The organism is Paenibacillus phytohabitans (assembly GCF_013141775.1).
Taxonomy (GTDB): Bacteria; Bacillota; Bacilli; order Paenibacillales; family Paenibacillaceae; genus Paenibacillus_AQ; species Paenibacillus_AQ phytohabitans.
The window spans coordinates 328,534-352,695 of sequence record NZ_WHOB01000069.1 but is presented as its reverse complement, the minus strand read 5'-3'; the positions used below and the strand labels follow the sequence as shown (position 1 = coordinate 352,695).

Below are 24,162 nucleotides of genomic sequence, written 5' to 3'. Positions count from 1 at the left end.
TGCCCCTCATTCCCGCCTGCCGCCCACTTTCGGCGGATTTAGGGGCACTTTTGCCCCTCATTCCCGCCTGCCGCCCACTTTCGGAGCTTTTGGCGGATTCAGGGGCACTAATGCTCTTCATTCCCGCCTGCCGCCCCCTTTTGGCGGATTCAGGGGCACTTTTGCCCCTCATTCCTACCTGCCGCCCGCTTTTGGCGGATTCAAGGGCACTTTTGCCCCTCATTCCTACCTGCCGCCCACTTTTGGCGGATTTAGGGGCACTTTTGCCCCTCATTCCTACCTGCCGCCCCCTTTTGGCGGATTCAGGGGCACTTTTGCCCCTCATTCCTACCTGCCGCCCACTTTTGGCGGATTCAGGGGCACTTCTGCCCCTCATTCCTGCCTGCCGCCCACTTTTGGCGGATTCAGGGGCACTTTTGCCCCTCATTCCTACCTGCCGCCCACTTTCAGCGGATTCAGAGGGATTTATCCCTTTGATTTTCCAAGCCTCCGACTTCTGGGGATTCTGTGGAATTCCGGATACAAAAACACATTCGTCCTTCAGACGGACCTGCTTCAAATTCCAGAGAAACTTATACACAACAGACGCATATCGTAATTTCCTATACAATAAAAATAATCCTCCCTGAATCTTCAAGGAAGGATTGTGGATACAATGGTTTAAATTTCTAAGACAACTCTTTGATATACCAGGCGTCGCAGGCATAATGCTCTGAACCGGCAAGCGGAGCATCCAGCAGCCCGAAACCATGTTTGAGATAGAAACGGCCTGCGGCCTGCATGGTCTGCAGCGTCTCCAGATAACATCCGCTGTAATGCTGCCTGGCGAATTCCAGTGCCGTCCCTAATAGATCTGCAGCAGCTCCCTGGCCGCGGATGGCGGATGACAGATACATTTTCTGCAGCTCGCAGATCCCGTTCTCCTCATCAAATGGTGCAATTCCGCAGCCGCCAAGCACCTCCCCATCTTCTTCAACAATCCAGTAAGCCCTGTTCGCAGCACTATTGTAATAGGTGTATAGGTCATGCATACTGTCATCAGCCCAGGCGAGACCGTCACGGTTGCCCCCGAATTCAATCAGACATTCCCGGATAATCCCTTCAATAGCCGCATTATCTCCGCGCTCTATGTATCTGATATTCATCATTCTGTTAAGCCTCCCGCCATTCTTCCGGGCTATGTCCCGTTATCCTATACACTTTATCATAACAGCAGACTTCCTACTCCATCAACTCACAAAAAAGCCGCAAACACATCCCTTCATACCTGTGGAATAGGATGTGTTTGCAGCTCAATATCTAAAAGATTATACTTTGATTACTTTTTAACATCCTCCATGCTGGCTCCGAAATTAATATGATAGACCCATCCATCCAGAACAAGTGCCGGAACGGATTTCACTCCTGCCAGCTCAGCTTCTTCAATCCGGGAGGTATCCGTGCCGAAATTCACGACTTCGATTTCGGTTTTGGCCGGGTCCAGATAGTTCAGAATCATCTGCTCCGCATCTACACATACCGGACAGCCTGCATGATAAAACACCGCTTTTGCCATTGTAATTCCTCTTTTCTAAGTTTTGTTGTTTCTGACAACTCTTATTTTAGAGAATGGCAGGTGCTTTTTCTATTCAGAATAGGCTATCATTATCATAGTTTCAGCCAATGCAAATTAAACAAAGGAATGAAGTGAATCCTCATGGAAATGAAGCAGCTGGAGTATTTCTTGGCCGTGTGTGAAGAAATGCATTTTACCCGCGCAGCGGACAAGGTCCGGATATCGCAGCCTTCGCTTAGCCAGCAGATCCGGAATCTGGAGTATGAGGTCGGCACCCCGCTGTTCGACCGGATCGGCAAGAAGATCGCATTGACCGAAGCGGGCAAAATACTCAAGCATCACAGCCAAAATATCTTCTACGAATTGAATCAATCCAAAAATGCGATCGACGAGCTCCACGGGCTGGAACGCGGTGCGCTATCCGTTGGCTGTCTTTATACTGTGGAGAGCTACCTGATCTCTCCTGCGGTTATCCGGTTCCACAAGGAGTATCCGAATATCCGGCTGTCCATCCTTGGGCTGCCTACCAGCCAGATCAGAGAGGGCCTGCTGATGAATCAGCTGGATCTGGGTATCCTCTTCCTTCCACCGGAGGACCCGGAGCTGGATAGCATTCCGCTGTTCATGGAGGAATTATGCCTGGTCGCCCCCCTGGAACCTGCGTATGAAGCCTGGCAGGACGGCATCCCTATGAAGCAGCTTGCGGAGCTTCCGCTCGTTCTCCTGCCGGACAACTTCTTCATCCGGCAGCTGTTGAATGACTACAGTGAATCATTAGGATTCACAATTAAGCCTTTTCTGGAGATGACCACGATAGAGGCACTTGTCCATATGGTGGAGAGCGGCATGGGCTGTACGGTTCTGCCCCGCAGCTTAATGGAGCATCTGCAGAAGGATTCTGTACGGGTGCTTCCGATTATTAATCCTTCGCCGACACGCCGGATAGGCGTTGTGTTCCGCAAAGAAAAATACATGTGTGCAGCGACCAAGCGCTTCATCCGCGAGCTGCAAGAGAATGCTGCACATTTCAAGGAGAGCGTCTAATGAACAAACTTGTATTTTTCCTCGGTCCGGGCGGGGCCGGCAAAACAACACTCGCCAAAACCATAGCAGCCCGGCGCCCGGCCTCTGTATTCGATATGGATATTCTGCTGCGTCCGGCAGCTACCGCGATCATGACTATGCATGGACTGGACCCCGATGACAGGGATTCGGATGAATATAAAAGCTTATGCCGGGACCTGGGGTACCGGATTACAATGGACGCTGCACTGGACAATATCGGCCTGCAAAGCGATATATTCGTCGTAGGTCCCTTCACCAAGGAGGCCGCCGACCCGGAGTGGATCGGGCGTGAACTGTCGCGCATCGGACGTACACTGGCGGAGGTCGAGGTCAAAGTTGTGATGGTCAGTCTTCCTGATGCGGCAACGTTCCGTGAACGGCTTGAGGGCAGACAGTCCCCGCTGGATGCCTGGAAGTTCGCACACTGGGATGAGTTCAGCGCTTCCCTGGGCAGCCGCACCGTGGCATGGCCGCTTCCGGCTTCCCATGTGGCACAGATCGATAATTCCCATCCTGACAGGAACGTAGCTGCTGCGGCTATGGAAGCTTTTATTTACGGAGAGTCATCTTCCTCCGCATTTCTTATCGAAAAGAACCTCCCGCCTATAATAATAGAATGAGAGGTTCCTTTGTAATTCGGATAATTATTATTGTTTTATCGCATGAATATAATGAATCGTCTCAAAAGCGGTCAAAGCATCACTCCGGTTGCTGAAGAACCTGTCATTGATCTCCGCCGGGGACAAGTGCTCATAAATCAGCAGGCCTGCTTGCTCCAGCAGCTGCTCCAGTTCATGATAAGCGAAGCAGGATTGCATCGGCTCACCGCTGACGGCAGCCATCTGTAGCATCTTTTCTACCCGGCCGGACAGTCCCTTCTCTTCAAAAAGCCGCTCATCCGCATAATCAAATACGATAGAGCTGCCTGCCGGGAGACCGGCGAATACTTCAGTAATCAGTCTGGCATTCTCCTCTTTCGTGAGGTAGTAGGAAACACCCAGCAGGCTGAAGAAGGTCTTGGCTTGTGAATCAAACCCTTGCCCAATCAGATTGGAAGAAGAGAATTCCCTGGTGAAGTCCATGGGTACAAAGTGAAGATTGACCGGAATCTCCAGCCCGGCGTCACTGAGCCGCTGCTGCTTGAACTCCTGTGTAGCCGGATAGTCCACTTCAAATATCTCCAGCTGGTCTTTCAATTCAGGATGACGGTAGCCAAAGGTATCAAGTCCGGCTCCAAGGATGACATACTGCTTCAGTCCTAAGGTTAGCTCATGCAGCAATAGGGCCTCACAGTAAGCAGCACGCGCGAGCGGGGTCGGAGACAGCTGTACATGTGTAATCCATTTCAGAATGGCGTCTGGATCATCCTGATGTTGATTTGCAATGTCTGTGTTGAAAAAAGTGATGCCCTGCACCATATTCTTGCTGATGTCTGAAAACTCCTGCGCTGAAATCAAGTCTTGGGCCAAATAATCATCGAAAATCTTAGGTGTGTCATATTTACTGTGATAGGCTCGGCCAAACGCTGCTACTTTGCAAGTTAAACTGGACTCATTCTGCTTCAAACGTGTATCCTCCCATAAAAAAATAAGATTCCCCCGGCCGGGAGAATCTCATTATATAGGCAAACTTTTAATATGTAAATTATAGCATAAATAATATATTTTGTCAATGATAATAGTCTCCAAGAAAAGCTCCGGCTTCCCCGAAACTGGAGATCAACCCGCTGCCCACAGCGGCACAGAGCGCCGCGCCTATAGCAGCCTCTTCTGCTTGCACGCCAAGCGTAAGCGGCAAACCGAACGTTGCCTCAGCCTTCGTACACAACACCGGATTACTCCGCAAGGCATTACCGGAACCTATGAGGCGGGTGAACTCCTTCGCCCTCTGCTGCTCCAGCTCCTTAAGGAAGCTGTACAGTTCATCAATCATCCCCTGGAGAAAAGCATGGGCCAGTCCGGCAGGTGTGAAGTTATCCAGTGAGATCCCTTCGATGCTGCCGCGCTTGTCCGGCTCTGCTCTTGTACCTAGAAACTGTGTATTTACCTTTAGTCCGGCAGTCATACCATCTGCTGGCTCTTCCGTAAGCAACTGAGCCAGCAGAGAATAGATATCTGCAGGTGCTTCTCCTGTGTAAGCTGTGATCAGCTGCCGGAAGAAGCCTTCCAGCAGAGCATAGGATCTGCCGCCGCTAAGCGCAGCACCTACCATAAGTACTCCACCGCCCGGATAAGGGCGCACCTCCATTGCTGATGGAGCAGGGTTGTATTCAGGAAGCCAGGCCGATAGCTGGCTGCCCGTACCGATGTTCAGCAGCAATGAACCGGCGGGCTGCGGCACACTGCCCAGGAAGCTGGCCTGATTGTCACCGAGCGAAGTATACACCGGTATTCCCTGAAGTGTTGTACCGATTGCAGTCCCGGAAGGGACGACCTGCGGCAATATTGCACCGTCGATTCCAGCCTTAATGAGCGCTATTTGATCAAAATCACCTGTCTGTATATTGAAGCCCCCGATGCCGGACGCCTGCGTTGCATCAATTAGAGGTACTGCGCTGTTCGCCAGCCTCATCGCGATGTAATCCGCAATCGTGCAGAAATGGACTGTGTGCTCAGGCACCAGCTGATGCTGCAAATTATAATAGTGAGTGGCCAGTCCGTAGCCTGGAGCTATATGATATCCGGCAAGTCGACTTAGCTTCTGCGCATAAGTGTAACTGCTGTCCTCCACGCAAGGCTGGCCGCCTCTCCCATCCTGCCAGGTATAGAGCGGGCCCAGAGGATTGCCGCTCTGGTCTATATATACAATCCCGTGCATCTGCCCGGTCAGGCCGATTCCTGCTGCTTCCGGCTCCCTTGACAGCAGGAGACCAAGGATACGTTCAACCTGCTGCAGAATAATCCCCGGCTCCTGCAGACGTTCCCATTCATGATTCGGGCTGGATGGTTTACTTGTTTGTTCCTCAGTAATCGTATGCAGGACGGTTCGTGTCTCCAGATCGTAGAGCAATCCGGAAATTGAGGTGGTTCCGATATCCAGTCCGATCATGATCATGTACTTCATCCTCTTTCCGTTCATATAGCCTATATGGTAAGCCTTCACGAAGTATAGCGTCAACCCGGCGTATAAAACCCCATGGATCAAATGATACTAGACCAGACAAAGTATAATTCAAGCGGGAGGCGTACATGTGAGACTTCAGAACAAAGTGGCAATAGTGACCGGGGCGGCATCCGGGATGGGCAAGGCGATTGCGGCTCTCTATGCCAAAGAAGGCGCTAAGGTAGTAGTGGCGGATATTCACTTGGAGGCTGCGGAGACGGTGGCCGGGGAGATTAAGTCCGGCGGCGGTGAAGCCCTCGCGGTGAAAGCCAATGTTGCTGATGAATCTGATATCCAGAACCTGATCGACACTACAGTAAAAACCTACGGAACCGTAGATATCCTGGTGAACAACGCAGGGATTATGGATAACTTTGAACCGGCAGGTGACATTGAGGATGACAGCTGGAACCGCATCTTTGCCGTCAATACTACATCCGTAATGCGTGCTACACGTAAAGTACTCCCTATCTTCTTGGCTAAACAGCAAGGGGTGATCATTAACGTAGCATCCGCAGGCGGACTTTTTGGTGCCCGGGCAGGTGCAGCTTACACAGCCTCCAAGCATGCGGTTGTCGGATTCACCAAGAATACCGGATTCATGTATGCTCCTCAGGGCATCCGCTGCAATGCGATTGCTCCGGGCGGGGTGGAGACCAATATCGGATCTACCATGACGCATATTAATGAATTCGGGATGGGACGTACGCAGCCGGGATTGGCTCTTAATCCGCGCACAGGCAAACCGGAGGAAATCGCGCAGCTTGCCCTGTTCCTCGGCTCAGACGAAGCAAGCTTTATTAATGGAACGGTGGTAACGGCCGATGGCGGATGGACTGCTTATTAAGAGTCTGCCCTGCTTCAAAAGAAAGGCCATCTCCCGTTATTCACGGTTGATGGCCTTATTACATACCGTTGTTAGTTGCGTGCATCCTGCACCCTGATATTACTGCCGAACAAGGTAGAATCGCTTGTCAGTTTGTAGGCTGGGTAGCCTGCCTCTGCTTCCAGACGCATCACATCATCGAATAGGGATTCCTGCTGCCGGTCACACAGAAAAGTGAAGGGTTCGGTTTGGAATACGATATCCGTCGGGGAAGGCCCGTTTACAATCCGGATGACCAGCACGCCATTGCAGCCGCAATCCTCTGTATCATAGAACATTTTGAATTGCCCGGGCTGGCCGGCAAGGCTCTGCGCAAGCCGTTCTTCGGTGAGCGGGTTTAGTTGTATTTGCATCAGATATTTCTCTCCTTTGTAGGGCAAAATGCCTGCGAATTCGATCAGGTGTCCAGTATAGTGTGTATTTTGCCCGGACTTCTGTGATAGCAGTCACTTTGGGTATGACATTAATATAACATATAATCAGGCGTTGACGTGCCCAAGCCTGTGCTTGGGACATATCAACGCCTGATTAGGGATTATACTATATCCTAGCCGATCTGTGAGCGCACTGTCTTTTCCAAGCTGAGCAGTTCCTCTCTTACCTTAACCACTTCGCCAATAATGATGATGGCCGGATTACTGATTCTCATCGCCGCTGCCAGTTTGCCGATACTGCCGAGCGTTCCGGTCACTGTCCGTTCGCGCACTGTTGTCCCGTTCTCAATCAGGGCAATAGGTGTCAGCGGGTCTTTGCCATGCTTAAGAAGCTGATCACAAATCTCGCCCAGTTTGCTGACTCCCATATAGATGACAAGGGTGTCTACACTATGGGCAAGTGCATCCCATCGTACCGGAGAGTCCTGATCATGGCAGCGGCTGCCGGTCACGATAGCGAATGAAGCCGCCAATCCGCGATGGGTCAGCGGGATTCCGGCAGAAGCGGCTGCGCCGACCGCCGAGGTGATCCCGGGAATCACTTCGTATGGGATTCCCGCTGCAGCGGCTTCCAGCGCTTCCTCTCCGCCGCGTCCGAAGACAAACGGGTCTCCGCCTTTCAGGCGTACCACGTGACATCCGGCTGCAGCATAGTTGATCATCAGCTGCTGGGTGGATTCCTGCGGCATCGAGTGAAGTCCGGGCGCTTTGCCGCAGTAGATGCGCAGAACATCGCTTTTGGCATAGCCCAGCAGCTCTTCATTCACCAGGCGGTCATACAGAATCACATCTGCACTCTGAATACGCCGCAGTGCCTTGACTGTAATCAGCTCGGGATCACCGGGGCCTGCACCGACAATGGATATGCTGCCCCGCTTCATAGGCTTTTCTCCAGGGCGGCTGTGGCTGAGATCACTGTATCGCGTCCCGGCGTCAATCCGGCTTCAGAAGAGGCTCCGGGTTTGAAGCTTTTTTGCGACAGATAGAGAAGAATGCCCGTGAACAGCAGGCCTCCGGCGAAATTGCCGATCAGAACGGGAATGCCGTTCCAGATCCACCAGTCCGCGAAGCTGACATTCGCGCCAAGCATCATTCCGGCAGGAATAACGAAGAAGTTGACAACCGTATGCTCGAAGCCTTGCCCGAAGAAGGTCAGGATCGGCAGCCACATGGCGAAGATTTTACCGGATGTGGACTTCGAGGTCATAGCCATTACCGCACCCAGCGTAACCATCCAGTTGCAGAGCATGGCTTTGATGAAGACAAGGGTCATCCCCTCAGCCCCCATGCTCTTGTACGCTGTAGTCTTAGCCTCACTGGTCGTAATTAATGTCTGGATCAGCGGGTTCGACATATCCGTCCCCATCTTCGTAATTGTGAGTCCATACAGAGCTGCGTATACTGCGCATCCAATCAGATGCCCGATAATAACCCAGAAGAAATTGCCCAGCATCCGTTTTATTGTTGTCCGCTTCTCCAGCACAGCCAGCGGGACCAGGGCAAAGCTGCCGGTGACGAGTTCTAGCCCAAGCAGAATGATCATCACAAAGCCTACAGGAAACAGAAGTGCACCAACCATCGGGATCTTGGTCTGGGCGGTGGCGGTAAAGGCCAGCGTTGTGGCACAGGCCAGTATGGCACCCCCAAGGCTGCCGCGGACAATCAGCTGCATAATGCCCAGTTCCGCTTTGGTCTTGCCGGCTTCAATCATTGAGGCCAATACTTCACTTGGTTTGACATAGTCCATTAGGAATCCCCCTTATATGCTCGGATGAATTATATCGTTAGGTACAAGCTGCCGCTGGTGTGATCAACCTCCACCTCATAGGTTGTCACATGCCCTGTATCGGGTGCCTGCACGTCACCGCTATGGAGATCGATCCGCCAGTCATGGAGCGGACAATGCACCTTGGAACCGCAGACCATTCCTTCGGATAAGACTCCGCCTTTATGCGGGCATTTATTCTCCACTGCCAGCACCTCCCCGCTGCTTAACCGGAACAAGGCAATCTCGGTATTTCCCACCCGTAACTTACGCGATCCCTTGATGTCAATATCGTTCAAGTTACCAATGAGCATCTTGGTCATTGTCATTTGTAAGCCCCCTTAGACTGTCTCCGGCAAGGAGATCGGTTCGAAATTTTTGCGCAGCTCCGGTGTATTCACAATTTGCTTCCATGGATCGGTGGTAAGACTAAGCGTCTTCTGAATTCTCTCCTGCAGCGCCAATCGTGCCTCGCGGGACTCCAGCGCCTGCTTGATGCTGTCAAGCCCGACACGTTCCACCCACTGGGCAGTCCGTTCATTCCACCCGGCATTCTCACGGTAATATTGCAGGAACGCACTGGCCCACTCCATCACCTCATCATCGGTCTTCACCACGCAGAGCAGCTCCGTGGCCCGGACATGAACGCCGCCGTTACCGCCGATATGCAGCTCCCAGCCGCCGTCAATGGCTACGACTCCGAAGTCCTTAATTGTCGCTTCCGCACAGTTGCGCGGACATCCGGATACAGCCAGCTTCACTTTGCCCGGTGTGTTCAGCCGTTCAAAAGCCTGTTCCAGCCGGATACCCATTCCAAGGGCATCCTGCGTGCCGAACCGGCAATAGGTGGAGCCGACACAGGTTTTCACTGTCCGCAGTGTCTTGCCGTAGGCATGGCCGGAGGGCATATCCAGCTCTTCCCACATCTTCGGCAGGTCCTCCTTCTTCACCCCAAGCAGATCGAGCCGTTGTCCGCCGGTGAACTTGACCAGCGGCACCTCGAACTTCACCGCAACCTGGGCAATCTTGATCAGTTCAGCCGGAGAGGTGACACCGCCGTAGATTCTCGGCACCACGGAGTACGTACCGTCCTTTTGGATATTGGCATGGTAGCGCTCATTGGTGAATCTCGATTCATTCTCATCAATATATTCTTCAGGATAGAGCATCCCCAGATAGTAGTTCAGGGAAGGCCGGCATTTGGCGCAGCCTTCTTCATTGCCCCACTCCAGGACATTCATGACCTCCTTGACGGTCATCAGCTTCATCCGCTTGATTTCGGCGACGATCTCATCCCGCCCGAGCGTGGTGCAACCGCAGATTCCTTCTTTGACCGTTACGGCAGCCTCGCCGGCATATAGCTGCAGCAGTCCTTCCACCAGCGGCTTGCAGCCGCCGCAGGAAGCCGAGGCTTTGGTGCATGCTTTGATCTGCCCTACACTGGTACAGCCGCCGGAGGTAATCGCCTCGGCAATCGCCCCTTTCGAGACTCCATTGCAGCCGCAGATGATCTCATCATCTGCCATTCCTTCAAGCCGGTTCCCTTTGGGCGCCAGCGCATCAGCAGATATTCCGAGCAGCAGCTCTTTCTCTCTCCCTTTAATATTCTCGCCCTTCTTAATCATCGAGAATAACTGCGCCCCGTCACCTGTATCTCCGAACAGCACGGCTCCAATCAGTTTATCACCGTGAATGACCAGCTTCTTATACACACCATCGGTTTCATCCTGGAACCGCAGCGCCTTGGTGCCGGGCTGTTCGGTGAATTGTCCTGCCGAGAACACATCGACGCCGGATACTTTCAGCTTGGTAGAGGTAACCGAACCGGCGTAGCCTTCTGTTGGTACACCTGCCAGCCTTTTAGCCAGGACAGCCCCCTGTTCATATAGCGGAGCCACTAGCCCGTAGGCAATACCCCGGTGTTCCGCGCACTCCCCGACGGCATAGATGCCGGGCAGGCTGCTCTCCATATAGTCATTTACGATGATTCCGCGGTTGACTTCAATCCCGCTGCTGCGGGCAAGCTCTACATTCGGCTTGATGCCGACAGCCATCACAATCAGATCCGCGTCTTCAATGCTGCCATCTGCGAACAAAAGGCCTTTGACCCGCTTTTTGCCAAGAACCGCTTCAGACTGCTTCTTCAGCAGGAACTTCATTCCCTGGGCTTCCAGTTCCTTGCGCAGCATTACGGAGGCGGACTCGTCCAGCTGGCGCTCCATAATATATTCATGGATGTGGACTACCGATACCTCCATCCCCAGATGCAGCAGCCCTCTTGCCGCCTCCAGTCCGAGGAGACCGCCGCCGATCACCAGCGCTTTGCCATATTTTTGCGATACCTCCTGCATGATTTGTGTATCCTTGATATCCCGGAAGGCAATGACGCCCTCCTTCTCGGCACCTGGGATCGGCAGCATGAAGGGGTTGGAGCCGGTTGCCAGAATCAGCTCATCATAACTTGCAGTAATTCCTTTATCCGTATGGACCTTGCGCTCTACAGGATCAATGGAGGTTACGGTGTGTCCCGTATACAGCTGAATATTGAAGCTCCGGTACCACTCCAGGTCGTTGATTACGATCTCATCAAGGCTTGCACCGCCTGCAAGAACAGAAGATAACATGATCCGGTTATAATTCGGATGCGGCTCCGAACCAAAGATTGTAATGTCATAAGCCTCCGGCGCTAATTTGAGCAGATGCTCAATCGCCCGTACCCCCGCCATTCCGTTACCGACTAATATCAGTTTTTTGCGAATTGCTGACATGTATCTCTCTCCTCTCCAGGTAAACAACAGAAATAGCCCGCTTCACTCCGCCCGGAAACATACTTCTTCCGTTGCGATTTAAGTGAAAGCAGGCGCCATTGCCGCTTCAACCGAATACATCGTTGTATTCGCAGAATTGATGAATTTGTTAAAACGACTATACTACAGCCATCCTAATTACGTCAATAATTATGACATATAAAATTTTATTATTTTAATTCATCGACAAAATTACCTGAACTGTGTTATATAATATTACATCATCTTTATTCCGACTGTACTTATTCTGCACTGGTGTGCAGACTTATCCCCTTATTATATGTAAAAGGAGCGTCGTCAACTATGCATTCCCTGTTAGTTATAGATCCGGGCAGAACAGAGAATTCCGCAGAAGAACGCTCCTCCCCAACTCCTGACAGTATCCTCAGTTCCTGCGGTTATGTGATCGGGACGGCTGCTTCGGAAGATCAGGTCTTTCCGCTGATCGGTGACACGGATGCCTTCATTCTCCATCTCCCCGTTACTGAGATCAGCTATTGGAGAAGTATTCTGGTTCAGCACAAGGTTGCCCCGGTACTCTGGTGGTGTACCCCGCGGACCGCAACGTTATCCGTCTCTGCCTGTGGAGATGATATTATGGTGGACGGAATATTGTCTCCGGCGATGCAGCCCCAGGAGATCCACTGGATTCTTCACTTCAGCTCCAGGCAATGCTTCGAGCGCCAGCAATGGCTCAAGGAACGGGAACAGCTGTTATCCCGGCTTGAGGAGCGTAAATGGATCGACATGGCCAAAGGTATTCTCTCCAAAGCCAGGAACATCAGCGAATCTGAAGCTTACGACCTGCTGCGGAAGCAGGCCATGAACGAACGGAAACGGATGGTCGATGTCGCTACTTCCATCGTCAAGGTGTACCAGATGCTGCAGGATCAAACTTAAGGAGACTTCCATATGATTAATATTCTGAAAGAAGTGGCCCGCGGCAAACGCGGTGCCAAGGATTTAAGCTACGGGGAAGCGGAATATGCGGCAGAAGCTATTCTCGGACAGACTGCTTCTCCGGTGCAGATTGGCGCGTTCCTGATCGCCGAACGCATGAAGCTGGAGAGCCTGGAAGAGCTGGAAGCCTTCGTCGCGGTCTGCCGCAAATATGCCTCACGGGAACCTGTCCAACAGGGGATCGATTGTGCCGGACCCTATGACGGCAGGGTTCATTCCTTCATCGCCACGTTCCCTACTGCCTTCCTGCTGTCTGCCGCCGGTCTGCCGGTTACCCTGCATGGCTCCGCAGGCTTGCCTCCGAAGTGGGGAATTACGCTGCAGGATATCATTCATGCATCCGGAATTGATATTGCCGGTCTGAGCCGCAGTGCCGCCATTGAGGCGGCGGAGGCCAGCGGTGTGCTGTTTGCGAAATCGGAGCAGTGGTGCCCGCCGCTGGGTGCTCTGCGCGGCCTGCGTGAAGACATTGGGCTGCGTACGATATTCAACACAGCCGAGAAGCTGATTGATTATTCCTGTTCACCTTATATCGTCTTCGGCATTTTTCATAATACGGTATTCGACCGGATCTCCCGGCTGATTGTGAAGCTCGGCTATCAGCGGGGACTGGTTGTTCAAGGCGTGGAAGGCTCGGAGGATCTGTATATCGACCGGCCGAACCGCGTATACCGCATTCAGGATGGAGCGGCGGAGCTGGATATCATTGATCCGGAGTCGCTCGGACTGGAAGTGCCCGTTCCGGAGGTCGATTGGACAGCTGAAAGACAGCTGCGTACCGCCGAGGAAGTGCTGCAGGGCGGCGGACATCTGGCGTTCTATAATCAGACACTGCTGAATGGTGCAGCCAGGCTCCATGCCGCCGGCAGGGTCAACTCTATTGAGGAAGGCGTCTATACCTGCAAGCATCTGCTGGACAACGGCCAGGCGTGGAACACGTATGCGAAATGGAAAAGCGCGATGCAAGGCAGCACAGCAGCCTCTCTCGGGCAGGTGTAGCCTGCTTTGCAGGCGTATATAGGGGCGGCAGACCGTATTGCGGTCTGCTATTAGCGCGCTTAAGCGCCGGGCTGCAGCATCGTGTTGCTTTGCTTTGCGGGAGTACCGGCAATCAGGCACTTTTTCTGCGGTAGCATACCGGGGTTCTACACGACGCATTCGCTAATGTCGAGGACTGAGATTCCGTTATTTCAGCAATTGTGGCGAAATCGCATGACACGCGGACTCAGATTCCGTTAAGTGTCCGAAACACGCTTATTTTATGTCCGAATGTACAGGATAACGGAATCTCGGTCCGCGTACGCACCAATAGAAGCTTTTTACATGAAATAAGGGAATGTCAGTCCGCTTCTTCACTTATTCGAACATCACCATCGCCAGATTCAGTTCCAGTACCACCAACACACCAGCACTACCAGCTCCACCAGCACCACCAACTCCACCAGCCCCACCAGTACCCGTTCTTAGCAAGCCCTCCACTTATCCGCATCTCTCCTGAAACGGCAGCTTACCCGTCCCTATAAGGACAGCATCTTTTCAGCTAGTGTGAAGCAAATATATTCTTATCTGTCGAAAAAAAAGCACGCAGTCCGTATTTAAACGGTGCGCGCCTTACATTTAATTTAATCCGTATGCAGCGCACTGCGGCGCTCGATGGCTCCGGCGGAGTCTTTAGAATCGCTTTTGCCGCCTAATTTGAACACCAGAATGCCTCCAACGATGATGAGCACGCCGATTAGCTGGTTAAACGAGAACGGAACCTTCTCCAGCCCCAGCCAGCCCAGGGAATCCCATAATAAGGCGAAGCCGAGCTGCGCAGTCAGGACGATCGAGATGGCATACGTTGCGCCAAGAATCCGGGTCGCCTGGACCAGACAGATGACGACGCCTACACCGATCATACCGCTGAACCAGTACCAGGGCTGCATATGCTGCAGCGTGAACATGTTCTTCCCTTCCATAATCAGCCCCATAATCAGTGAAGCTGCGAACCCCATGCCCAGCACCAGTGTGGTGGTTGTCCAGGAGCCTGTATGCTCATTGACCTTGGCATTGAAAATATTCTGTAGACTAACCAGTGCACCCGCGATCAGCGCGAGTAGTATTCCTGCTAACATATCTGTTGCTCCCTTATATGCTGATTTGTATTGCCTTATTGCCTGGGTTTATTCGTAAATATTGCGGCTGGCCAGAGCTGAGAGCCCTTCCCTGTCCTTGACGATAATTGCCCCGGAGCTGCGCTCGGTTAGCCCTTCCTGGCAGAACTTCCGGATCACTCTGTTCAAATGCCTGTAGCTGGTGCCGATGAAATTCGCGGTATCCACCAGATTAATCGTATTCAGCTGGCCGGTAAATTGCGGATCGGATTCGTCGTAGGAGATGGACAGCAGGTAGCTGGCCAGCCGCACATCCACCGGATGCATCAGATTAAGACTGAGGAAGCTGGACTTCCGGTAGAACTTCTGAGTGATGATCTCCAGCATAAAATGCAGCAGCGGCGGATGATCCTTCGCATATTTATTCAGCCAGCGGTACGGCACCGCAATCATGTGAACCGGTGACACTGCTTCTACCGTATTTAGCATTTCCGTACCCTGAATATATTCAACATCGCCGATAAGCTCCAGCGGTGTTTTGAATGAGATGATTAGTGTTCTGCCCTCTGCCGAGGTCGTGTAAATCTTAAGCTTCCCCTTGACCAGCACATAGAGTGTGCTTGAAGGGTCTCCTTTGGAACAAATATGCTCCCCCGGATCGTAGCTTAGCAGCGACAGGAGCGGCTTAAGCGGCTCTTTGAAAATGTAATCGAGCTGGTGCTTCTGCAGATATGCCTGCAGCCGACCGGGATCTTGAATTTCCTTCACCGCACAGGTTCACCTTCGCTTGACCTAATCATCAGAACTTCAGCACAACCACACCCAGGATCATCATCCCGATCCCGATAAACTGCGGTAGCTTCATCTTCTGCTTGGCTACCCCGAACCAGCCCTTGATGTCGATGACAAAAGTCAGGCACAGCTGGGCAATCAGCAAAGCAGAGATGGTTAAGGTGACACCGATGCTCTGAATCGCCGTAACCTCACTGAAAATAACGAATGCGGCAAATCCGCCGCCGATCAGATACAACGGCTTAACCTTACGGAAGCCGTGTTTCTTCCCGTCCCGTACGATCAGCGCAATGACCAGCGCCATCAGGAACCCGGTGAACTGCGTGATCGTCGCTGCCTGCCACGTACCAATATCCTGGCTGATTCTTGCATTCGCTACCCCTTGCAGCGTAATGCAGGCCCCGCCTATAAATGCGAAAATTATCCCCTTCATCTGTCTCTCTCCTCTATATACTGTCTGCCTTAATTAAAAGCCAGTTTGCCGGATTCGGGAAGGACATATGTCCTGAATTGTAAAAGTGTCTGCGGACGGCTGCCCGAAAGCAGCCGGTAAAGCGATAAAAAGCCCATTTCAAACCGGATTTCCGGCTCAAAACGGGCTTATAACTGTATGGTTTAGGAGAGCAGCTTCATTTCCTTCAGCTTGTCCATAATCATCACACTGACAGCTGACACGCGCGCTTTGTCTTCATAGGTTAACCAGGCCAATTCCTCGATTTCGGAAGCCGGGCTCAGTTCACCCGTGAACTCTGCGGTCAGGCAGGTCATCCGGACGGAAACGCCTTCTGCTTTGCCATGCGCGGGAGCTTCAAAGCTTCCGAATTCCGCAATGGTCTCCGGTATGATCTGAACAGATAATTCCTCTTCGATCTCCCGGATCAATGTCTGTGCATCACTCTCACCAGACTCCCGTTTGCCTCCGGGGAAATAATAGGTGTCCTTTCCTTTGGAACGCGCGCCGAGCACCTTACCGTCCACGAAATATATCCAGGCAATCTTATCAATTACTTCAGTCATTGTCCGTCTGCACCTTTCTTCATCGTACTTTAATATGCATATGCTGCTCTGCCTCTTCCCAGGGTACCGGGTACGCCTGGCCTTTGGAGCAGAAGATTGAGGTTGAAGAGTACGCCGGATCGGCATTTTTATTATAATTCCGCTGCTGAACCACTGTTTCGGTCTGATGACACGGCTGATAACCCGCGACTCTAAGCGACAGCGAACCCTTGCCCTGGGTCAAGGAAGCCAGTCTCACCCCATAATTCATGAAGCTTGCCACTGGAACCGTACCGGTAATGACAGCCTTGGACTCCGTAATCTCAGGAGGGTTGAAGCTCCCGCTGGCCTGCTGGATATCACTCATTACTTTGCCCACGTAGTCTGAATCTATCCGGAGCTTCAGGTCATAGACCGGCTCCAGCAGCAGATTCACGGCCTGCTCCAGCCCCTGGCGTAAGGCCCGGTAAGCTGCTTCACGGAAATCTCCGCCGCTCGTATGCTTATTATGCGCTCTGCCGCTAAGCAGGGTGATCTTGAGGTCAGTCAGCGGTGACCCGATCAGCAGGCCGTGATGGCTGCTCTCCAGCAAATGCTGCTCAATCTGATGCTGATAGCCCACGGCCAGATCATCCGGGTGACAGCTGTTGATGAAGGTAATACCGCTGCCGCGATCCCCCGCCTCCAGCTTCAGATGAACCTCAGCGTAGTGGCCAAGCGGTTCGAAATGTCCGTAGCCGTAGACGGTGCCAGTGATCGTCTCCTTGTAGAGAATCTCCGGCGGCCCAAAAGCAATCCGGATCCGGAAACGTTCAGCCATGATCTGCTCCAGAATCTCCAGCTGAATTCCGCCCATCACATGAATATGCAGCTCCTGCAGCTCTTCATCCCAGCTAACATTGAGCGAAGGATCTTCCGCACCCAGCTGTCCAAAGGCATTCATCAGTTCTTTCAGGTGTACCGGCGGTTCAAAAAGGACTTTGGATTTCAGCGTAGGAATTAGGCCGCTTTCCTGTGAGTCCGTCAGTTCACCAACGCCCTCACCCGGCAGGGCTTCAGTAAGTCCTACAACCGCGAACAGCTCCCCTGCGGCAGCCCAATCGGCGGAAATATATTTGGTGCCGTTGTATTTGCGGATTCCGGTAACCCGCGCCGATACACGTTCCGGTCCATGTCCATACATTAAGTTGTCCCTGTTCTTCAGTACTCCCTGTAGAGCCTTGATGTAGGTGATACGCGTACCTTTGTCATCGTGGCGGATCTTATAGACTCTCCCCGCAAATGGCAGCTCATGATCGTACTCCGTGAAGGTTAACGCGTTCAGAACCTCCAGGAACCCGTCCATCCCTTGATCAAGCAATGCGGAGCCCTGCATACAAGGAAAAATGTCGCCCCGTTTCAACATGTCAGGCAGTGCACTGCGGCAGACGTTGTCAGGCAGTGCTCCTTCCAGATACATTTCCAGCAGCGCGTCATCACGCTCCGCTATAAATGCTCTCAGCTCATCGGTTAACGCTTCTCCCGGCTGCTGCGGCAGCAGGAAGGCATTGCCGCTGAGCTGCTGCCGGATCTCTTCCAGTACACGCTGCGGGTCCGCACCGGCACGGTCGGTTTTGTTAATGAAGAACAGGGTGGGAATGTTATGCCGGCGCAGCAGCTGCCACACGGTTTCCGTATGACTCTCTACGCCTTCCACCGCACTGAGGATGACCACCGCATAATCCAGCACCTGCAGACAGCGCTCCATCTCTGGAGAGAAATCAACATGGCCCGGGGTATCCAGCAGGAAATATCGCGAATCCTTATATACAAATTCCGCCTGATCGGCAAAAACAGTGATACCGCGCGCTTTTTCAATCTCGTGGGTATCCATGAAGGTATCCTGATGATCCACCCGGCCACGGCTGCGGATCGCTTCGGTATGGTAGAGCAGCTGCTCTGCGAAGGTCGTCTTGCCGGCATCTACATGTGCAAGCAGTCCGACGGTTATATTGTTCATAAGGTGCGGCTACACACCTCCACGGATATGCGGAACAACCTCGGACTGATAGAATGCGCTCAGGCGCTCCATGTCAGCTGAACTATAGGAAGGGACTTCAAGTGTAGCGAGATTATCCGCTACCTGAGCTTCATTCTTGAACCCCGGAATTACACAGCTGACGGCCGGATGGTCCAGAATCCAGCGCATGGACGCTCTGGCCATATTGCCGCGTCCTTCAGCAATCCACTCCAGCTTGCGGGCCAGTTCCACTCCGGTAACAAACGGAAGTCCGGCGAAGGTCTCACCAACATTGAATTGCTCGCCGTTCGCGTTGAAGCTGCGGTGGTCGTTCTCCTGGAAGGTACTGGTCTCCTTGAACTTGCCGGTCAGCAGACCGCTGGCCAGCGGCAGTCGCACCAAGATCCCTGCGCCGCGGACAGCCGCACGCGGTAATAACTCCAGCGCCGGCTGCTGGCGGAACAGATTGAAGATCACCTGAAGCGCCTCTACTCCCGGATATTCAAGGCAGAGCAGTCCTTCCTCTATCGTTTCTACACTTACGCCGTAGTGGCGGATTTTACCTTCGGCCTTCAATTGGTCAAGGGCCCCGAAGACACTGCCATCCCGCAGAATTTCCATAGGCGGACAGTGAACTTGATACAGATCAATCGCTTCCCTTTCCAGCCGCCGCAGGCTCTGTTCACAATATTCGCTTATTCTGCGCGCAGAGTAATTCTCCGGATCATGAATATCACCGGCACGGCAGAATTTCGTAGCAATATGTATCTCATCCTGCTTGCCTTTGGTTGCCTTGGCCAGCAGCTCTTCCGCATGCCCGGAGCCGTATACATCGGCAGTATCAAAGAAATTAACGCCCTGCTCCATAGCCAGCTGTAAGCCCTTAAGCCCGTCTTCATCCCTGCTGCTGCCCCAGTCCCCGCCGATTGCCCAAGTTCCAAAGCTGACTTCACTTACTGACAAACCTGTATTTCCCAGCTTGCGGTATTTCATCGTAGAACCTCCGTTTATGAGTGTAGTTAGTGTAATGAACCCTATGGAACCGTTAACAAGTGACCTTATTATTATGAATGGTTTGCGCGAGAAGGTCCAGTCTCGGTATCGCTATACCGCACCATGCTTAATCGCAGATTGCATACTAGTCCGTTTAGGCGGGGGGCTTCAAGTCCATCTACCTCTGACGCGGACTGAGATTCCCTTATTTGAGCAGAATAGGATGATTTGCTGACCCATCGGACTCAGAATCGCTTATATTACTAGATACTATGCATTTCGGGCACGATTTAACTAAATAACGGAATCTCAGTCCGCTTCATCCTCAAAAGGCGGTTTTCTCACAAAATAGGATCCTCTCAGTCCGCTCCGTACAACACTGGCTTTCTTACCCAAATGCAACATAGAATTGCTTACAATAAAAAAGACCGCCTCCATTATAACGGAGCACAGTCTTTCACTATATCCCGGTACAACATTATAGCTCTATCCGGTAGAACGGTCCTCATTTCTCGAAAAGACTACCACGATAATGGAATACAACATCCCTCTGCCAAAAGTTCTCATAATACTCTCCTCCTGCAACTGGATTATATTGTATATTACCCCGGTGACTGAAGTTTAAGCTCCTGGCTCTCCATTACAAAAGCAAACACCGGATAACTCTCCACAGGCTCGAATCCCAGCTTCAATGCCAGCCTGTGTGACGCGGTATTCTCATGTGTGGTTTCCCACAACGGAAGCTGGCCTCTGTCCAGGTAATAACTAATCAGTGACTGTGCGGCTAGCGTTCCATGCCCTTTGCCTCGCTCAGCTTCTGAGTATGTATCCACATCAATGAAATATCTGTTGTTAACGGTGAAGCCGTTATTCTTACAGACAGAGACTGCCTGACCCTCTACCTTCACCACAGCTCCGGTGGTTGTCAGGCTGCCAAACCGGTTATACATGCCGGACATATCCTCTTCCTGATTCTCCAGAACCGGATATTCCACGTAGTCAACGGTCACGCCGCTGCCTGAAGCGTCTTCCGCAACCTTGCTCCCAGGCGGATTGAACCTCGCACGATTGAACTCATACACAGATTCCATATGTCTGAATACCTTCAGTCCGGCATATCCAGGTTTAAATAACGCCGTCCATGCCGCGCAATCATCCGTGTATATCTCGAACCAGTTCTCCTGCCGACGCTTGCAGCCGGGAATCACTTGGGTCTGCAAAAATGCTGTCAGTTTCATCCTGTTCAGCTCTGTACTGATATCTCCGGCAGCATACATCCATCTCCCCGTAGCCCATACCACGGCAAGGGATGGTGCAGCTGCATCATCGGCAAATACCCGTCCGGGATAATTCCCCTGCAAGACTGACAATGCGGGAATATGCTGCTTCTTATCGGCAAAAAAAACTTCAGCCGCAGGATAATCCACTACCTTCAGCTCAATCATCGCATTAAACCTCCAATACACTCCATGTTTCCGTTTACAATAATACTCTATTATGCTATTTGTCGACAATGGTAGCAATTCACTTGTGGATTATCTATATATTTAGTATTGTTTAGATATATTCAGTATTAAATCTCTCTAATTAGCAAACATCCAGAACCACTAAATAGAATCTATACACTCCATACATGAAAGGAACGTGAAATCATGAAGATCAGCGCCAGAAACCAGTTTGAAGGAACTGTAGTGTCGATTGAAGAGGGACAAGTCAATGCGAAGGTTGTGGTGGATACCGGAGGCCAGAAGCTCACCTCTATTATCTCAGTAGAAGCGCTGCGCGATTTGGAACTGAAGGAAGGCTCTCCTGTTACCGCAATTATCAAAGCTTCCTCCGTATTGCTGATGGCATAACCGGCTTACGGCTTGCGCCGGGTAAGCTCATAGCCTGTACACGCCCGCACGCCAAAAGACCTGATCCGGCTATCCGCCGCTGATCAGGTCTTATTGGTTCAATACCGCAGCACCAGCACAAACCGCATTCCATGCTCCAGCGGCTCCGCGAAGATGTCGCCGCCCATCTTCACCAGCAGCTGCTTGCAGATGAATAGGCCGAGACCGTTGCCCGGCTTCCCGTCCGCATTGGAGCCGCGCCAGAAGCTGGTGAAGATATAGGGCAGCTCGCCCGGCAATAGCGGCTCGCCTGAATTCTCAATGACGATGAGCTGGCGGTAATCCTCTTCCCGGAAGGTCATGCTGACCTTACCGCCATCGCCGTATTTTATCGCATTCTCGATAAGATTATTAAGTACTTCAAGCAGCCTATCCAGATCACCCAGCAGCAGCTTGTCCTGATAAGGCCCCACCTTCAGCTCTATCTTCAGCAGCTCCAGCCGTTCTTTATGACCCGGGACAATCTTCCGGATCAACTCACTGATGTAGAACTCTCCCGGCACGACCTCCATCTCCTGCAGGGAGGAGACCGAGGCCGTGATAATATCCCCGATCAGCTGCTCCATCTGCTCCGCTTTCTGGCCGATCAGTCTGGCGGCAACTTGGCGTTTCTCTTCGCTGTCATAGAGGCTACCGTCCAGAGCACTGGCGTATAGCCTGATTGTAGCGACTGGTGTTTTGAGTTCATGTGACAGGGCGGCGACGAGCGTCTGGCGGTCTTTTTCCAGGCGGAGATTGGTCTGCTTCTGGGCATTCAGTGTCTGCCGCAGCAGGTCCAGCCCCCATACGAAACGGCCGAAGAACCGGCTCCGGTGCTCCTTCATGCCTGTATTTAATTGGCCTCTGGACAACTCATAAGGAAACTCCTGTAAGGTGTGAAACGGCTGCAGGATCTGCTTCCGGATATAGAACAGCAGAACAGTTACAGCCCCAAGCGCCGCCAGCAGGAACACATTCAGGATTAGGAATACGCTGTGATCCGCACCGGGCAACCGGTATGAGAACCTTAAATACCCTGTCAGCTGCTGCTCCAGATAGACAGGTTTGACCGTGAATTCGTATGAATCCGCTACACCTATTCCGGCAAAAAACCGCTCAACAGCCTGTGCTTCCGCCCCCTGATCTATCCAGCTTAAGCCGTTAACGTATGTATAATCTCCCGGAGTAAGTATAATCTCTTCCGGCCGCACCCTGCGCTGCACCTGCTCAATGATCCGGTTGATCTCCACCCGGTAAGCTTTGCCGGGCTCCCGTGTTTCCCGGTAGGATACATATGCATTCAGAATGGCAATCACGATGAACCCGGCGAGTATTGTCCAGATAATCAGTTTGTTATATGCCTTCATACTTGTACCCTACCCCCCAGACGGTTACAATCCGCCTCGGCTCTTTGGGGTTCAGTTCGATTTTGTCCCGCAGCTTATTCATATGTACAGTCAGCGTCGAAGGCTCACTGAAGCTGTCTGCCCCCCATACCTGCTGGAACAGCCACTCTTTGCGCAGAGCCTTTCCCTTGTTATTCATCAGCAGCACCAGCAGCTCATATTCCTTGGCCGTCATCCCGAGCTGCTGCCCGCCTCTATATACCATCATCGAGGTCCGGTTAACTGTAAGGTCTCCATCAGCCAGCAGCTGCTTATCATCGTTCATCTCATAGCTGCGCCGCAGATGCGCTTTGACCTTGGCTGTCAGCAGGTTGACCGAAAAAGGCTTCTCCAGATAGTCATCTGCACCCAGCTCCAGACCAATAATCTTATTGTCATCCCCATGGCGTGCGCTCATAATCAGAATCGGCAAATTGAACTTCTCCCTGGCGAGTCTGCAGACGGCGAAGCCGTCAAGCTCCGGCAGCATAATATCAAGCAGCAGCAGCTTAACCGCATGCACTTCCAGATATGCCAGTCCCTCTTCCCCGGAGGCTGCAATGAATACAGAATATCCCTCCACCTGCAAAAAATCCTTGATCACCTCCGCCAGCTCCGCATTGTCTTCAATGATCAGAATATCCGCCACGGCTATCTCCCCCTGCTGCTTGTTACCAGCCCATCTCCATCAGCCAGCCCGTCAGGCTGCGCTCACGTTCCCTCGAACCCTGCTCCGGCGAATATTTGCCCAGGACATGCTCGCCCTGAATATTGCCATCCACCATATATAATACTTTATCGCTCTGTGCGGCGACCTTCACATCATGGGTCACAATCATCAGTGTGGTCCCTTCACGGTTGATCCGGCACAGCTCATTCATTACTTCCTGCGCAGCTTTTGAGTTAAGCGCACCTGTCGGCTCATCGGCAAACAGCATCGCCGGCTCATTAATCAGCGCCCGGCATATACAGGCCCGCTGCAGCTGTCCCCCGGATACCTCCGTAATGTCATGCGCCGCAGTTTCAATAATGTTCAGCTTCCGCATTAGCGCATCGGCGTATTGATTGACATCACTGCGGCTGCGCCCGCTTCCCTTCCCGGATAACGCTTGATAGCCCGATAGAATGATATTATCATAAACGGACAGATTGCTCAGCATATGCATCTGCTGAAAGATAAAACCCATCTTATGCAGCCGCAGCTCAGCCATCCCCTTCTCGGAGAGCTGCGAGAGGCTCTGCCCGTCAAAAACCACTTCTCCCGCCGTAAGCTGGTCCATCCCGCTGACCGTGTAGAGCAGTGTCGATTTACCTGAGCCGGACGGCCCCATTACGGACACGAACTCTCCTTCATGAAGCGTAAGATTAATATTGCGCAGGACATTATTCTGGCTTTTATTAACGATATAGGTTTTACATAGATTGGTTACTTCAAGTACTGCTGTCATGCTGT

General features: G+C 52.3%; 25 protein-coding genes. 6 read left to right on the top strand and 19 right to left on the bottom strand.

Annotated elements, in window-relative coordinates; genetic code table 11:
- Positions 1–668 precede the first annotated feature (668 nt).
- Together GC101_RS24955 and GC101_RS24950 are read right to left on the bottom strand one after the other, a co-directional pair.
- Positions 669–1,148, bottom strand: a complete 480-nt coding sequence (locus GC101_RS24955) for a GNAT family N-acetyltransferase (protein WP_246354494.1) — start codon at positions 1,146–1,148, stop codon at positions 669–671.
- Positions 1,149–1,318: 170 nt separating this feature from the next.
- Positions 1,319–1,555, bottom strand: a complete 237-nt coding sequence (locus GC101_RS24950; RefSeq protein ID WP_171719467.1) for a thioredoxin family protein — start codon at positions 1,553–1,555, stop codon at positions 1,319–1,321.
- Positions 1,556–1,696: 141 nt separating this feature from the next.
- Between GC101_RS24950 and GC101_RS24945 the strand changes: the two genes are divergently transcribed.
- Both GC101_RS24945 and GC101_RS24940 read left to right on the top strand, forming a co-directional pair.
- Positions 1,697–2,599: a LysR substrate-binding domain-containing protein gene (locus tag GC101_RS24945; RefSeq protein ID WP_171719466.1), complete on the top strand. Its 903-nt coding sequence runs from the start codon at positions 1,697–1,699 to the stop codon at positions 2,597–2,599.
- On the top strand, positions 2,599–3,240 hold the full coding sequence (locus GC101_RS24940) for a P-loop nucleotide/nucleoside kinase family protein (protein ID WP_171719465.1): 642 nt from the start codon (positions 2,599–2,601) through the stop codon (positions 3,238–3,240). Before GC101_RS24945 ends, GC101_RS24940 begins: the two co-directional genes overlap by 1 nt.
- A gap of 27 nt (positions 3,241–3,267) precedes the next feature.
- Here the strand turns inward: GC101_RS24940 and GC101_RS24935 are convergent, their stop codons facing one another.
- Positions 3,268–4,185 (bottom strand): class I SAM-dependent methyltransferase, encoded by a 918-nt coding sequence (locus GC101_RS24935; RefSeq protein WP_171719464.1) that lies wholly within the window; start codon positions 4,183–4,185, stop codon positions 3,268–3,270.
- Between the two features lie 103 nt (positions 4,186–4,288).
- Positions 4,289–5,674, bottom strand: coding sequence for a sedoheptulokinase (locus GC101_RS24930; RefSeq protein ID WP_171719463.1), 1,386 nt, complete (start codon positions 5,672–5,674; stop codon positions 4,289–4,291).
- Positions 5,675–5,810: 136 nt separating this feature from the next.
- Between GC101_RS24930 and GC101_RS24925 the strand changes: the two genes are divergently transcribed.
- Positions 5,811–6,569, top strand: a complete 759-nt coding sequence (locus tag GC101_RS24925; protein WP_171719462.1) for a glucose 1-dehydrogenase — start codon at positions 5,811–5,813, stop codon at positions 6,567–6,569.
- A 71-nt stretch (positions 6,570–6,640) separates the two neighbouring features.
- Here GC101_RS24925 and GC101_RS24920 read toward each other — a convergent pair whose 3' ends face one another.
- From GC101_RS24920 to nirB, 5 genes are all read right to left on the bottom strand, one after another.
- On the bottom strand, positions 6,641–6,961 hold the full coding sequence (locus GC101_RS24920) for an iron-sulfur cluster biosynthesis family protein (protein WP_171719461.1): 321 nt from the start codon (positions 6,959–6,961) through the stop codon (positions 6,641–6,643).
- Positions 6,962–7,155: 194 nt separating this feature from the next.
- The gene (gene cobA / locus GC101_RS24915) at positions 7,156–7,923 is read right to left on the bottom strand and encodes a uroporphyrinogen-III C-methyltransferase (protein WP_171719460.1); all 768 of its coding nucleotides are present in this window, start codon (positions 7,921–7,923) and stop codon (positions 7,156–7,158) included.
- Positions 7,920–8,789, bottom strand: coding sequence for a formate/nitrite transporter family protein (locus GC101_RS24910; RefSeq protein WP_171719459.1), 870 nt, complete (start codon positions 8,787–8,789; stop codon positions 7,920–7,922). The genes cobA and GC101_RS24910 overlap by 4 nt, the downstream gene beginning before the upstream one ends.
- 29 nt (positions 8,790–8,818) lie before the next feature.
- Positions 8,819–9,130, bottom strand: coding sequence for a nitrite reductase small subunit NirD (gene nirD, locus GC101_RS24905; protein ID WP_039291804.1), 312 nt, complete (start codon positions 9,128–9,130; stop codon positions 8,819–8,821).
- Between the two features lie 18 nt (positions 9,131–9,148).
- A complete protein-coding gene (gene nirB / locus GC101_RS24900; protein WP_171719458.1) occupies positions 9,149–11,575 on the bottom strand; it encodes a nitrite reductase large subunit NirB in 2,427 nt (808 codons plus the stop codon).
- 342 nt (positions 11,576–11,917) lie between these two features.
- Here nirB and GC101_RS24895 point away from each other — a divergent pair, with 342 nt between their 5' ends.
- Entirely contained in the window at positions 11,918–12,514 is a 597-nt protein-coding gene (locus tag GC101_RS24895) for an ANTAR domain-containing response regulator (RefSeq protein ID WP_039291592.1), read from the top strand.
- Positions 12,515–12,526: 12 nt separating this feature from the next.
- Complete coding sequence (locus GC101_RS24890) at positions 12,527–13,573, top strand: anthranilate phosphoribosyltransferase (protein ID WP_076248296.1); 1,047 nt, start codon at positions 12,527–12,529, stop codon at positions 13,571–13,573.
- A 623-nt stretch (positions 13,574–14,196) separates the two neighbouring features.
- On the opposite strand, the gene GC101_RS24885 is transcribed toward GC101_RS24890, so the two are convergent.
- The 7 genes from GC101_RS24885 to GC101_RS24855 all read right to left on the bottom strand — a co-directional run bounded on the left by GC101_RS24885 (position 14,197) and on the right by GC101_RS24855 (position 20,895).
- On the bottom strand, positions 14,197–14,691 hold the full coding sequence (locus tag GC101_RS24885; protein WP_042137149.1) for a DMT family transporter: 495 nt from the start codon (positions 14,689–14,691) through the stop codon (positions 14,197–14,199).
- A 48-nt stretch (positions 14,692–14,739) separates the two neighbouring features.
- Positions 14,740–15,438, bottom strand: coding sequence for a cyclic nucleotide-binding domain-containing protein (locus GC101_RS24880; RefSeq protein WP_171719457.1), 699 nt, complete (start codon positions 15,436–15,438; stop codon positions 14,740–14,742).
- Positions 15,439–15,469: 31 nt separating this feature from the next.
- Positions 15,470–15,895: a DMT family transporter gene (locus tag GC101_RS24875; RefSeq protein WP_171719456.1), complete on the bottom strand. Its 426-nt coding sequence runs from the start codon at positions 15,893–15,895 to the stop codon at positions 15,470–15,472.
- Between the two features lie 182 nt (positions 15,896–16,077).
- Positions 16,078–16,479, bottom strand: a complete 402-nt coding sequence (locus GC101_RS24870; RefSeq protein WP_171719455.1) for an NUDIX hydrolase — start codon at positions 16,477–16,479, stop codon at positions 16,078–16,080.
- Between the two features lie 19 nt (positions 16,480–16,498).
- On the bottom strand, positions 16,499–18,457 hold the full coding sequence (locus GC101_RS24865; RefSeq protein WP_171719454.1) for an elongation factor G: 1,959 nt from the start codon (positions 18,455–18,457) through the stop codon (positions 16,499–16,501).
- Positions 18,458–18,466: 9 nt separating this feature from the next.
- Positions 18,467–19,450 (bottom strand): aldo/keto reductase, encoded by a 984-nt coding sequence (locus GC101_RS24860; protein WP_171719453.1) that lies wholly within the window; start codon positions 19,448–19,450, stop codon positions 18,467–18,469.
- 602 nt (positions 19,451–20,052) lie between these two features.
- On the bottom strand, positions 20,053–20,895 hold the full coding sequence (locus GC101_RS24855) for a GNAT family N-acetyltransferase (RefSeq protein WP_171719452.1): 843 nt from the start codon (positions 20,893–20,895) through the stop codon (positions 20,053–20,055).
- 207 nt (positions 20,896–21,102) lie between these two features.
- Here GC101_RS24855 and GC101_RS24850 point away from each other — a divergent pair, with 207 nt between their 5' ends.
- Positions 21,103–21,306, top strand: a complete 204-nt coding sequence (locus tag GC101_RS24850; RefSeq protein ID WP_171719451.1) for a TOBE domain-containing protein — start codon at positions 21,103–21,105, stop codon at positions 21,304–21,306.
- Positions 21,307–21,404: 98 nt separating this feature from the next.
- On the opposite strand, the gene GC101_RS24845 is transcribed toward GC101_RS24850, so the two are convergent.
- Genes GC101_RS24845 through GC101_RS24835 form a run of 3 tightly spaced genes read right to left on the bottom strand, consistent with a single transcriptional unit; the run spans position 21,405 to position 24,157 of the window.
- The gene (locus GC101_RS24845) at positions 21,405–22,691 is read right to left on the bottom strand and encodes a sensor histidine kinase (protein WP_171719450.1); all 1,287 of its coding nucleotides are present in this window, start codon (positions 22,689–22,691) and stop codon (positions 21,405–21,407) included.
- The gene (locus GC101_RS24840) at positions 22,678–23,358 is read right to left on the bottom strand and encodes a response regulator (protein ID WP_171719449.1); all 681 of its coding nucleotides are present in this window, start codon (positions 23,356–23,358) and stop codon (positions 22,678–22,680) included. Before GC101_RS24840 ends, GC101_RS24845 begins: the two co-directional genes overlap by 14 nt.
- 22 nt (positions 23,359–23,380) lie before the next feature.
- A complete protein-coding gene (locus GC101_RS24835) occupies positions 23,381–24,157 on the bottom strand; it encodes an ABC transporter ATP-binding protein (protein WP_171719448.1) in 777 nt (258 codons plus the stop codon).
- Between the last annotated feature and the right edge of the window lie 5 nt (positions 24,158–24,162).